The 13,133-nt window shown below is 38.5% G+C and carries 10 protein-coding genes; all 10 read left to right on the forward strand.

The features are described 5' to 3' along the window. Positions 1 to 187 precede the first annotated feature (187 nt). The 10 genes from uvrA (at position 188) to CJ191_RS04005 (ending at position 13,076) form a co-directional block, all read left to right on the forward strand. The gene (gene uvrA / locus CJ191_RS03960) at positions 188 to 3,007 is read left to right on the forward strand and encodes an excinuclease ABC subunit UvrA (RefSeq protein WP_102199045.1); all 2,820 of its coding nucleotides are present in this window, start codon (positions 188 to 190) and stop codon (positions 3,005 to 3,007) included. Positions 3,008 to 3,105: 98 nt separating this feature from the next. Beyond that, the gene (locus CJ191_RS03965) at positions 3,106 to 4,260 is read left to right on the forward strand and encodes an exonuclease SbcCD subunit D (protein WP_102199046.1); all 1,155 of its coding nucleotides are present in this window, start codon (positions 3,106 to 3,108) and stop codon (positions 4,258 to 4,260) included. After that, positions 4,260 to 7,433 carry an AAA family ATPase gene (locus CJ191_RS03970; protein ID WP_102199047.1) on the forward strand — a complete coding sequence of 1,058 codons (3,174 nt, stop codon included), beginning with the start codon at positions 4,260 to 4,262 and terminating at the stop codon, positions 7,431 to 7,433. Before CJ191_RS03965 ends, CJ191_RS03970 begins: the two co-directional genes overlap by 1 nt. A gap of 111 nt (positions 7,434 to 7,544) precedes the next feature. Then, positions 7,545 to 9,002 carry a DUF4097 family beta strand repeat-containing protein gene (locus CJ191_RS03975; RefSeq protein WP_102199048.1) on the forward strand — a complete coding sequence of 486 codons (1,458 nt, stop codon included), beginning with the start codon at positions 7,545 to 7,547 and terminating at the stop codon, positions 9,000 to 9,002. A 91-nt stretch (positions 9,003 to 9,093) separates the two neighbouring features. Beyond that, positions 9,094 to 9,204, forward strand: a complete 111-nt coding sequence (locus tag CJ191_RS09250) for a PspC domain-containing protein (protein ID WP_257994122.1) — start codon at positions 9,094 to 9,096, stop codon at positions 9,202 to 9,204. Between the two features lie 19 nt (positions 9,205 to 9,223). Next, positions 9,224 to 9,556 (forward strand): PspC domain-containing protein, encoded by a 333-nt coding sequence (locus CJ191_RS03985; RefSeq protein WP_102199049.1) that lies wholly within the window; start codon positions 9,224 to 9,226, stop codon positions 9,554 to 9,556. A gap of 2 nt (positions 9,557 to 9,558) precedes the next feature. Then, positions 9,559 to 9,912, forward strand: a complete 354-nt coding sequence (locus tag CJ191_RS03990) for a phage holin family protein (protein WP_102199050.1) — start codon at positions 9,559 to 9,561, stop codon at positions 9,910 to 9,912. A gap of 293 nt (positions 9,913 to 10,205) precedes the next feature. Continuing rightward, complete coding sequence (hprK, locus tag CJ191_RS03995) at positions 10,206 to 11,132, forward strand: HPr(Ser) kinase/phosphatase (RefSeq protein ID WP_102199051.1); 927 nt, start codon at positions 10,206 to 10,208, stop codon at positions 11,130 to 11,132. A 15-nt stretch (positions 11,133 to 11,147) separates the two neighbouring features. Beyond that, a complete protein-coding gene (gene lgt, locus CJ191_RS04000; RefSeq protein WP_102199052.1) occupies positions 11,148 to 11,993 on the forward strand; it encodes a prolipoprotein diacylglyceryl transferase in 846 nt (281 codons plus the stop codon). A 30-nt stretch (positions 11,994 to 12,023) separates the two neighbouring features. Further along, positions 12,024 to 13,076 carry an NAD(P)H-dependent glycerol-3-phosphate dehydrogenase gene (locus CJ191_RS04005; protein ID WP_102199053.1) on the forward strand — a complete coding sequence of 351 codons (1,053 nt, stop codon included), beginning with the start codon at positions 12,024 to 12,026 and terminating at the stop codon, positions 13,074 to 13,076. Positions 13,077 to 13,133 lie beyond the last annotated feature (57 nt).

Consider the following 13,133-nt stretch of genomic DNA (forward strand, 5'->3'; position numbering starts at 1 on the left):
GATACCTTAAATTAAGCAGATTTTTAACAAGATGCTAGGATGAATATTGTACAACGAACATACGTTTGTGTTAAAATAAAGGAGTATTCAAGACAAATCATTCGCAGTAAATGCGAATTGTGTCATAATAGATAAGTGATTAATATAAGCAGTAACAGCTAAGGTATAGCAATAAGGAGTGGCACGTTTGAGAGATTTAATTAAAGTAAGGGGCGCTCGTTCCCATAATCTAAAAAATATAGATATTGATATTCCTCGCGATCAAATGGTCGTAGTAACTGGTTTGTCAGGATCTGGAAAAAGTACTTTAGCCTTCGATACCTTATATGCAGAAGGGCAAAGGCGGTATGTAGAAAGCTTATCTGCTTTTGCACGTCAATTCTTGGGTAATACAGAGAAACCAGATGTAGACGCTATTGAAGGGTTAAGTCCAGCTATCTCAATCGACCAAAAGACTACCTCAAGAAATCCACGTTCAACAGTAGGAACGATTACTGAGGTGAACGATTATCTTCGTTTATTATATGCTCGGGTTGGCCAACCAATCTGTCCAAATGATGGTACCGAAATCACGAGTGAATCCCTAGATCAAATGTTAGACCGGATTTTAAGTCTACCAGAACGAACAAAGGTGCAGATTTTATCACCAGTTGTTTACGGTAAAAAAGGACAACATAAAAAAATTATTGAAGGGATTCGTAAACAAGGGTACGTGCGTGTTCGTATAGATGGTGAAATCTATGATATTGATGATGTACCCGAATTAGCTAAGAACAAAAAACATCAAATTGATATTGTGATCGACCGTTTAGTGATTAAAGAAGGTATTAAAGGGCGTTTAGCTGATTCTTTAGAAGCGGCGCTTAGATTGGCTGATGGCTATGCAATCTGTGATTTGATTGATGGAGACGAGATCCTCTTCTCAGAGCATTATTCATGCCCACACTGTGGTTTTACTGTAGGCGAATTAGAACCTCGTCTATTCTCTTTTAATGCGCCTTATGGTGCTTGTGAGGAATGTACTGGCCTAGGGTCAAAAATAGAAGCCGATCCTAATTTAATTGTGCCAGATAAAAATAAAAGTTTGAAAGAAGGCGCGGTTGTTCCTTGGGATTCAAAAAGTTCTGCATTTTATCCAACAATGTTAGAACAAGCGGCAACAGCCTTTGGTGTGCCAATGGATGTGCCGTTTAAGGATTTAAGCCAAGAACAACAAGACCTTATTTTATATGGTTCGGGAGAAGAAGAGTTTCATTTCCATTACCAAAATGAATTTGGTTCTGTCCAAGATAAAATGCGAGTATTTGAAGGGGTTATCCCTAACGTACGTCGCCGTCATCAGTCTAGTCAATCTAAGACGATGCGAGAAGCTATGGGGCAGTATATGACCGAATTAGAGTGTCCAGTATGTCATGGTAAACGATTAAATCGTCAAGCATTATCAGTTAAAATTGCTGGTCAAGATATCGCTGAAGTTACGCATAAGGCAATCATTGATACAATTGAATTTTTTAATCATTTAGATTTATCTGAACAAAATACAGCGATTGCACAACCAATTATGCGTGAAATTTCTTCACGATTGAATTTCTTAGAAGAGGTCGGATTGGATTACCTAACGCTAGACCGTTCTGCAGGAACCTTATCTGGTGGTGAAGCACAACGTATCCGTTTAGCAACACAAATCGGGTCAAATCTTTCAGGGGTCATGTACGTTTTAGATGAGCCATCAATTGGTTTACATCAACGTGACAATGATCGGTTAATAAAATCTTTAAAACGTATGCGTGATTTAGGGAATACATTAATTGTGGTTGAGCATGACGAAGAAACGATGCGAGAAGCAGATTACTTAATCGATATGGGACCAGGTGCTGGTGAGTATGGTGGTGAAGTCGTTGCTGCTGGTACACCGGATGAAGTGGCGAATAATAAAGATTCCATCACCGGTCAATATTTAAAAGGTGATCGAAAAATTGACCTACCAGAAAAAAGACGTAAGAAAGATAGAGGGGCTATTCATATTAAGGGGGCCGCTGAAAACAACTTAAAAAATGTGGATGTTGATATTCCTATTGGTCGTCTAAATGTCATATCAGGTGTTTCTGGATCAGGCAAATCTTCTTTGATTAATGAAGTAATGAAAAAATATCTGGTACGTGAACTAAATAGAACGAAAACGCCGCATGGGAAAGTAGATGAAATATCTGGCTATGAATCATTAGATAAGGTGATTGATATTGACCAAAGTCCAATCGGTCGTACGCCACGTTCTAACCCAGCAACATACACGTCTGTGTTTGATGATATTCGTGAACTTTTTGCACAAACCAATGAGGCTAAACTACGTGGTTATGGAAAAGGACGTTTCTCATTTAATGTTAAAGGTGGCCGTTGTGAAGCATGTAAAGGGGATGGCATCTTAAAGGTAGAAATGCATTTTCTACCTGATGTATATGTGCCGTGTGAAGTGTGTCATGGCACTCGTTATAATTCAGAAACCTTACAAGTAAAATATAAAGGAAAAAATATTGCAGAAGTTTTAGACATGCGTATTGAAGAAGCTTTAGAATTCTTTGCCGCAGTGCCAAAAATTCGTCGTAAATTACAAGCAATTGTAGATGTAGGTCTTGGTTATGTTACATTAGGCCAACCTGCACCAACATTATCTGGTGGGGAAGCACAACGGATGAAGTTAGCAAGTGAACTTCAACGTGTTGCGACGGGCAATACCTTATATGTTTTAGATGAGCCGACAACAGGTCTACATACAGAGGATATTAAACGCTTAATCGCTGTCTTACAGCGATTGGTTGATGCGGGTAACACTATAGTCGTGATAGAACACAATTTAGATGTGATTAAGACAGCAGATTATATTGTTGATATTGGCCCTGAAGGTGGGGCACAAGGTGGTCAGATTGTGGCTTTTGGTACACCTGAAGAGGTTGCAAAAGTGAAAGGTTCTTATACAGGTAAATACTTAAAACCATTGTTGAAAAAATAGCATAAATACTAAAGACTAAACACTATGTTGACGATTAATTCATATTCATCTACCTTCATAGTGTTTTTTCTATAATAGAGAAGGAAGTGGGACGATAATTGAAAATTGTACATACAGCAGATTGGCATATTGGGAAGATAGTGAACAATCACTCACTAATCGAGGACCAAGCTGCAATATTAGATGATTGGTTAAAACAAACCGCTGCCTTAAAACCAGATTTAGTGGTGATGGCTGGTGATTTATATGATCGAACCTTGCCTAGTAGTGAAACAGTACAGTTGGTTAATGCATTGCTGACTAAAATGTCAAAACAACTAGCATGTCCCATCTGTATAATTGCTGGAAATCATGATGCTGGTGAACGAGTGGGATATGCAGCAGATTTATTATCTGGACAAGACTTATATATGACAGGAGTTGCTAGTTCAGAAATTCAAAAAGTGGCACTGGATGAAGCAGATGTATATATGCTACCTTTTAGCGATCATTTGACAATTAAACGTCTTTACCCTGAAGAAACGATCCGTAGTATTGAGGATGCTACGAAGGTTCAAGTAGCACGTATTAAAGAGAACTGGGATACTAGTCGATTGAACATTATCCTCTACCATGGCTATGTCACAGCAGGTGCAGTTGAAAATGCGGGGGATGATTTGGAAAAGTCTGATTCAGAGCGTCCATTATCAATTGGTACGAGTGAATATGTACCCAATAGTGTTTTTGATGGCTTTGATTATGTTGCATTAGGACACCTACATGGTGCGCAGCAAGTAGGGAGTACTAGAATACGTTACTCAGGCTCACCTTTGAAGTTTTCTAAATCAGAAGTCAACCACCATAAAGGCTTTTTAGAGATTGATTTGAATAAAGAGCAAGACACAATTGAGGTTAAAAAACATGCCTTAATACCAAGCAAGGATATGCGGGTAATTCGCGGACAATTTGAAACTTTACTACAAGGACAGTCTGATGACTACATTTTCTTTGAATTAACGGATGCTTATGCTCAACATGAAGCTATGAACCGGTTGAAGAAGCGGTATCCAAATGCTATGAGTTTGGAATATGTAGCTCTGGAAAATAAACATCAGCAAAATTTGAATGAAAAGCGCCAAGAAGTACAAGCAACGCCTGTTTGGGATCAGTTTGCCCAGTTCTATCAAAATAATACGGGTCAAGAATTATCTGCATTTCAGGCTGAAACCGTTCGGGATATTTTCCAGTCTAATCTAAAGGAGGACCATGCATAGTGAGACCTATTCAACTTGAAATACAGGCTTTTGGACCCTATAAAGAAAAAACGACCTTGGACTTTACAAAATTAGGTGACCAAAATTTATTCTTAATTTCAGGCGCTACTGGTGCAGGAAAAACAACCATCTTTGATGCGATTGTGTATGCCTTGTATGGTAAAACCTCTGGATCTTCTCGTGATATAAATGAGTTGAAATCACAATTAGCTGAAGATGAGCGCGTGGCTTATGTCCGGTTAACCTTTATGATCCATGGGCAAACTTATACGGTAGAGCGAATACCTAAACAAAAACGCCCAACTAAGCGGGGGTTGATTCGTGAACAAAATGCGGAAGTCACCTTGGAGGGTGAGGACTTTACCCTTAGTAAAACCCAAGAAGTAGATAGTAAATTAGTTGACATTCTTGGCTTATCGGCAGATCAATTTAGACAGATTGTGATGTTGCCCCAAGGTGAGTTTAAGAAACTATTGGAAGCTAGCTCGGGCGAAAAAGAAGCTATTCTACGCACCATCTTCCATACCGATTACTTAGACCAGTTCCAACAAGCTATTGCTGAACGATTTAAGCAGACCAATCAAGAAGTTGGCAGCTTAAAAAAACAAGTAGACCAACACAGTCAATCATTCGTAAACTTTGCGGATACTGAAGTAATAGAAGGCAGTCAACCGGTGTTAGGTGAAAATACGGCAGCTGCAATGCGCTTATCTGAAAAAGACCAAGTCCAAAACTGGGTAGACCGAGAAGAGTATGAAGCATTATCTGAATGGGCGAATATGAAATTGAGTCAATTAGACCAGAAAAATACGGGTTTAAGTCAACAAATTACTGCAGCTGAAACGACTATCCAAAGGCTACAATCTTATATGCAACTACTGGCTAAAAAGGAGGATTTAGCTAAGCAAGAAGCTTCTATTAAAGAACGTGAAACAAAAATTATAGGTGAGCGCCAATCCTTAAAGCAATATCAAGAAACACAAGCAGCCTATCAATTAATCCAGCAAATTCAAAAGTTGAAGGAGAAACAAGTTAAATTACAGGCATTAGTAAGCGAAAAAGCCCAATCTTTTGAAGAAGTAAATGACCAATTAGCATCAGTGAAGCATGAACAAGCTGACTGGCAAGAACGAATCCAGCAAGTGGATAGCTTACGGGAAGATTTGCAAAGTTTAGCCATTCAAGAAAACAAATGGGATAGCTATCTAACACAAGAGAAGAACCTGAACAAAAAGGTTACTTATGGTCAAGATTTAGCTAATCAACTGGCAACCTTAATTCGTCAGATTCAAGAACAAGACCAGGCTGTTAAAGTTGGTGAAAATACGCTTAAAAATCTAGAAAAAGAATTGAGTCAAATAGGGGATATCAGCCAAAAGCAAAGTTTAGTGGATAATAAGATTTATCAATATAACTTAGTTAGCAAGCGTTACCAAGAAATGGTAGATATAAACCAGCAAATTTCAGTACTTTCAGTTCAGGTTGAAACAGATAAGCAAGCATATCAAGACCAGTTGGATAAGCGAAATAAGCTAGAACTAGCTTATAGTCAAAACCTTGCGGGCGAATTAGCTAGCCAATTAGTTGAGGGAGAGGCTTGTCTAGTTTGTGGAAGTATTCATCATCCTGCGCCTGCGATAAGACAACATGATGAAATAACAAAAGATATGGTAGATGCCGCAATGGATGCCGTACAAGTAGCTTTTCAAACCTATTCGTCGAAGGCGGAACGATTGGCTGCAATTCAGGATAATTTTAATCAAACGCTAGATAGCCAAGAGATTGAAGGGTTAACTGCAGAACTTACAAATAACGATGATAAGCTTAAAATGTGGCAAGACCAGCTAGATAAAGAGGATGGAGATATTCAAAGTCTTCAAACTGACTTGGATAAGTTAAAAGAAAGTAAGCAAGACTTGGACCGGCAAATACTTGAGTCGACTGACCAGTTGAATGCGGCCAAGGATGCTTTAACACAAATGCAAATAGATATGTCGACGCTTAAAGGACAGAGTGAAGCAAATCAAACAGCAGTTGAACAGCTACGAGTAGAAATTGCACAATTAAGAGACCAACTAGTGGGCGAATCTAAAGCAGTTGTCACAGCCGAATACCAAGCAAAAAGTGCGCAATTAGCTGAAATTACTGCAAAAGACCAGGAATTGAAGGCACGTTTAGATAAGTATCAACAGGAAGCAACACAATTGGCTACCCAAATTACTGGCTATAAAGACCAGATCCAGCAAGGCGAAACCGAGTTGCATGCTGATCAAGCATCGCTAGCGCTAGCTTTAGCAGGTCGTGATGAGCGTCCAGAGGATATCCAAAAAATTCATGAAGGCCAAGAAAATTGGACAGCAATTGAAAACAGGATTCAGCAATTTGATAAGGAAGTCTATGCCTTTAAGGAAAATAAAGTAGCGAATCAGGAACAAATTGAAGCAGCTGGTTTGGATAAAGAGGCAGATGCTTACCAAGCTGATATGGACCAAGAACTTGACCAGTTAGCGAAAATTAAAGCAACTAAAGATCAAATAATTTCTATCAAAGCCCAATTAGACCATGCCTTTTACTTATTTAAAGATAGCTTTACTGCTTATCAAGAAAAAGGGCGTCACGTTGGTGAATTATCACTATTGAATAAGGTTGCGAATGGAAAAGAGAAAGCTTATGGTTATATTTCTTTTGAACGCTATATTTTAGGTTTATATTTTGATGAAATCTTGCATTATGCTAACGAACGTTTGATGGCCATGACGCAAATGCGGTACGAATTTAGACGAATAATTGAAGGACAATCTGGTGCAGGTGCCAAAGGACTTGACCTAGCAGTATTTGATTATCAAGCAGGTGGGGAACGGTCAGTACAGTCTTTATCTGGTGGTGAAGGCTTTAAGGCATCGTTAGCTTTAGCGCTTGGTCTTTCTGATGTAATTCAAAACGATGCGGGTGGAATTGAAATTGGTACCCTTTTTATTGATGAAGGTTTTGGTACCTTAGACCAGGAATCCTTACAACAAGCGATTGAAACCTTAACTGACTTGCAACAAGCTAGTGGCCGTATTGTAGGTATTATTTCGCATGTAGCGGAATTAAAACAACAAATTCCTGTACATTTACAAGTTTCTACTAGCAACGATGGTTCTAAGGCCTTTTTTACAGGGGTTCAGTAGGACTTAAAGTAAACATTCGTGAAATTAGGTCCATAGACCTATGACATTTACCGCCTAAGTTGGCAAAATATAGATAACAAAGGAAAGCTAAACAACTAGGAGGTTGTCATAATGTCTAATCATAAAGAACGTATTTTAAACTTAGTTAAAGAAGGCATTTTAACCAATGAAGAAGCGATTATCTTATTAGAAAATAGAGCAAAACAAGAAAAAACAAATACGAACACGCAAACACAAGTTGAAGATGAAAAAGATATCTTAGATGATTTTTATGCAGACTGGGAAAATAACCAGACAGTAGACCAAGATGATATTACTGGACGTACCCAAAAGGTTGCCATTCAAAAAGATTTAGAAGCATCTTTAGCTGGCAAGTTAGCTGAGCGACAAAATCTCGTCAATGCAAAAGAAAAATCGGAAGTAACGCATATTGAAATTGACCGTTTAACTGAAGAAATTAATCAGTTGACAGAACAAATCCACCAATTAAAAGAAGACATTCATCAAATCGATGTGGAAAATCCAAGACCAGAAAAAAATGATGAATACCTGCGTTCTACTACTGAAGAAAGTGAATCATTTGAAGAAGAAACAACTTTAAGTGACTATGATTACAAAAATATTGTCCATGATTTCTTCACAAAAACACGCTCAGTATTCGATCAAGTACAAGATAAAGTAAATAAAACTGTGAAATTTGAAAAAGGTAGAGGGGCAGTGCCAATACCCAAATTAATTACACATGATTTTGAGGCAACTTATGAATATTCAGAACCATTATCGATGGTTGATATACAAATTGCTACTGGTCAAATTGAATTAGTATCATGGGATGAGCCGACCACCAAATTGACTGTAGTTGGTAAATTATATGGTGACTTTGATGAAGAAAACGCGCAATCTGCCTTTGAAAAAAGAGCCAGCCTTGAGTTTGTTGAGGGGGCTTTGACCTTGAATATGATTTCTCGTTTTATCAAAACCGATATCTTAATACAAGTGCCAAAGGACCGTTTAGACTTTATTAAAGCCAGAACCATTTCTGGGCCAGTAACTATAGCGCATATGGATACAAATGATATCTATATTCAAACTGTTGATGGTGCGATTAATATTGATGACTTTACAGCTTCTATGATTGAAGTGGATACCAAAAATGGGCAACTCCTTTTAACTGATGTAGAAGCTTTAGATTTAGTTGTCAAATCTTTAAATGGAAGCCAACGTTTGAAGGGCCATGTGGAAAATGTGCTAATGGAAACTTTAAATGGTGATATTGTCATCACTATGGAAGCTAAACCGTTAGTTCGTGCTCAAGTAGAAACTAAAAATGGTGATATCAAATTGAATATCCCTAAAGAAACGGCTGTAGATGGGTTAGCCCATACTAATCAAGGTGAAATCATGTTCCGTTCAGATTTTATAAAGAGTCAGACACAAGTAAACGACCAATTTAATAAACAAAAAGCATTTTACTATGATGTTGCTGAAGAAAAGGCTTATCGAGTGAATTTGAAGACAGTGCGTGGTACCATTCGTGTGAAAGATGACGCAGATTTAAGTAGAGCATAAGGGAGAGATTGGATATGTCTGGGAAATTAATGAAGTCAAAAAAGATCGTTACGTATTTGGGGTATGTGGTGGTATAGGAGAATACTTTGGTATTTCTGGTAATTTAGTTCGTATCATTGCAGTTTTATTGAGTTTGGCACAATTTCCAGTTTGGTTAATCTACATCATTTTAATTTTTGTAATGCCAAACAGTGAAGATTAAAGGAGAAGGAGTGGATAATATGGCTAAGAAATTAACAAAATCACGTACTGATGTGAAGCTGGACGGTGTATGTGCCGGGATTGCTGAGTATTTTGAGATTGACCCAACAATTATCCGTGTACTGTTTGTATTCGTTACACTTTCTGGGGGCGCAGGATTATTAATTTATCTACTATTAGCGCTTATTATACCAAGAGATGAAGGGCATACGCCTGTTGATAGAAACGACCGAGATGCCTACCGTGAAACAACATCATTTGATGCGAATGGTCAGGATGGATATAATGAATATGAGAATGAAACAGATTCAAAAGATAATCCTGATGAGGAAGAAAGTTGGCGTGATTTTTAATAATGAGACGTTTTTTATTAGCAACCCTTATTGATGCATTGGGTTTGATGGCTATTTCATGGATACTTGATCCAAATGTATACGTGGCAGACTTTTGGTCAGCAATCTTAGTAGCTATCGTATTAAGTATTGTGAATTCAATTATTCGTCCAATCGTAAATTTATTGGCCTTACCATTAAATATCTTAACTTTTGGCTTGTTTAGATTGGTAGTCAATGGCTTTATGTTTGTGATTGTAGGCTTGTTCTTCCCAACTTCCTTTGTATTCACAAGTTTCTTCTACGCTATTGTTGCGGCTTTCCTATTTTCAATGTACCACTGGTTCTTTGAGAAATTCATTGAAGCCGGGAAATAATAAAAGAAGAGAAATGTCCTTAGACTTGTAACGGTGGAAGATATAGGTATATTGATGATACATCGTACACTCTATATCTGAAGTGGCACGAGTCTGATATTTTGAGTTTGACTTTAAGGGTGCAAGAGCCACGTAGTCGCATCTATTTTAAATCCGAATCCCCTAGTTGGTCTGTAAAGCAGATGGGCTAGGGGGTTTTTATTTTTCACAAATTATTAGTTTATCTAACTGTCCATATGGGGCTAGTGTGGTAGAATAGGTGCAAAGTGACTTGCTAAGAAAGGAAACCATATATGACAAAGGTAACCGTGAAAGATTTAGTCGACAAATTTGATTTTGAAGTTATTTGTGGCGAAGATTTTTTAGATCGTGAAATTATTACGAGTGATATTTCAAGACCTGGTTTGGAAATTACTGGCTATTTTAACTATTATCCTTCTGAGCGCGTGCAATTGTTTGGACGTGCAGAGCATACATATTTGTCTAGAATGACTTCGGATGAGCGTTTATTAATTATGCGCCGTCTCTCAAGAGAAGATACCCCATTCTTTATTTTCTCTAGAGGATTACAACCGGAATATGAAGTGATTCAAGCTGCTGAAGAAAACCACATTCCTGTACTAAGTTCAACAACAACTACGACTCGTCTATCTAGTAACTTAGCGGAAATGCTGCATGCGCACTTAGCAGAGCGGATTTCAAAACATGGGGTATTTGTGGATATATATGGGCTCGGTATTATGATTACGGGCCATTCTGGTGTAGGTAAATCAGAAACCGCCTTAGAGCTTGTAAAAGGTGGTCACCGTTTAGTAGCTGATGACCGGGTAGATTTTTATCAACGTGATGATACGACAATTATGGGTGAAGCACCTGAAATTTTACGCAATGTGATGGAAGTCCGTGGACTTGGAATTATTGACGTTATGACGCTTTATGGGGCAGGTGCTGTCCGTAAAGAGCAACAATTAAATTTGATTATTGACTTGAAAGAATTGAAGAAGGGCGCTAATTTTGACCGCTTAGGTACTGCAGAAGAGCGTGAACAAATTTTAGGGGTAGCGATACCTAAAATTACCCTTCCCGTACAAACTGGACGGAATATTTCAAGCATCATCGAGGTAGCAGCCATTAACTTTAGGGCCAAGTCAATGGGGTTTGATGCTGCACAGATGTTTAATGACCGTTTGACAAGTCTTATTGATCACAACAAAGTTTAGGAGAGAAAGCACAAAATGATGAATATAGCTGCAATAGATCCAGTCGCTTTTGATATATTCGGCTGGCCAATTCGTTGGTATGGGATTTTTATCGGGGCTGCTATTTTATTAGCCCTTACATTGGCTTCAAGAGATTTTCGCCGTAAGGGTTGGGATGAAGAATTTATTTTAGATGCAGCTGTATGGTCCATCCTGATTGGATTTATCGGTGCACGGGCATATTACGTTTTATTCGAATTAGATTATTACTTACAAAATCCAGGAGAAATTTTACAAATTTGGAATGGTGGGATTGCCATTTATGGTGGCGTGATTGCTGGAGGCCTTACGCTTTACTACTATTCCAAAATGAAGAAAATGGACCCACTATTTGTAACGGATACAGTAGCGCCTTATCTACTATTAGCGCAAGCTATTGGTCGTTGGGGCAATTTTGTTAACCAAGAAGCGCATGGCGGAGAAGTGAGTTTAGCCTTTCTAAAAGATACTTTGCACTTACCGCAATTTATTATTGATGGCATGAATATTAATGGTGCATATTATCACCCAACCTTCTTATATGAATCTATTTGGAATGTGGTTGGCGTTGTAATCTTATTGTTGACTCGTTCACGCAATAAGACCCTTAGGATTGGCGATACAACCTTATTATATTTGATTTGGTATTCATTCGGCCGGTTCTTTATCGAGGGCTTGCGGACAGATAGCTTGTGGCTAGGGCCATTCCGTATCAGCCAATTATTAGCAGCAGTGCTGTTTATAGCGGCTTTATTGATGTTCGTCGCTCGACGGATAAATGATAAATATTATCCATATTATTCGGAACATAACGGACCTGCTTATAAAGCAATGCAGAAGTAAGGTTTACCAATAGATTGGAGAAGTGATAACTTGACGACCAAAAAGATTGCTGTACTTGGCGCAGGTTCATGGGGAACAGCGCTCGCTATGGTGTTGGCTGAAAATGGGCATGATGTGACACTGTGGACACATAACCCAGACCAGGCACGTGAAATCCAAACCACTAGGCGAAACGACCGTTATTTGCCTAATGTGATATTGCCAAATAATATTGTTGCAACAAATGATATGACCGAAGCCTTGGTTAAGGCGGATTTAATCAACTTCGTAGTACCTACTAAGGCGATACGACAAGTTGCAAGCCAGGTAGTGGCTACTTTACAAAAGATAGGTATCCAACAGTTGCCAGTCATTATGCATGCTACTAAGGGATTGGAGCAGGAGACCCATTTACGAATCTCTGAAATTTTAATAGAAGTCTTCCAACCAATTGGTCAAGCGAAAGTAGTGGTATTATCTGGACCTAGCCATGCAGAAGAAGTTGTAAAACACGATATTACAGCCATTACCGCTGCTTCAGCAGATGATTGGGCTTGCCATTTAGTTCAAGAGGTATTCATGAATGATTATTTCAGGGTCTATACCAATCCAGACATCATCGGCGTTGAATTAGCAGGTTCCTTAAAGAATATCATTGCATTGGGGGCTGGTGCTTTAGTGGGGGCTGGTTATGGTGATAATGCCAAAGCGGCCTTAATAACCCGTGGTTTGGCTGAAATTACACGTTTAGGAGTAGCGATGGGTGCTGATCCATTAACTTTTATGGGCTTATCGGCAGTAGGTGATTTGATTGTTACAGCAACCAGTATCCATTCAAGAAACTGGCGGGCTGGTAAACAAGTTGGTCAAGGTCAGGCTATAAAAGATGTTGAAGATCAGATGGGCATGGTCGTTGAAGGATTTGCTACAGCTATTTCAGCCTATGAACTTGCAAAAGAAGCTGGCGTTGAAATGCCGATTACGCAAGCTATTTATCAAGTTATTCAAGGTGAAAATAGTATTCAAGATGTGATTAAGGCCTTAATGGCTCGTGAGCGTAAAGGTGAAATTCAATTTGAAGATAATTTGAAGGATATTTTTTAAAGTGTATTTGATTTATAATGTTGTCAGAGACTAAAGTAAATAAATGGAGGATTCATT

The sequence above is a fragment of the Aerococcus viridans genome (genome assembly GCF_002871935.1).
GTDB lineage: Bacteria > Bacillota > Bacilli > Lactobacillales > Aerococcaceae > Aerococcus > Aerococcus viridans_B.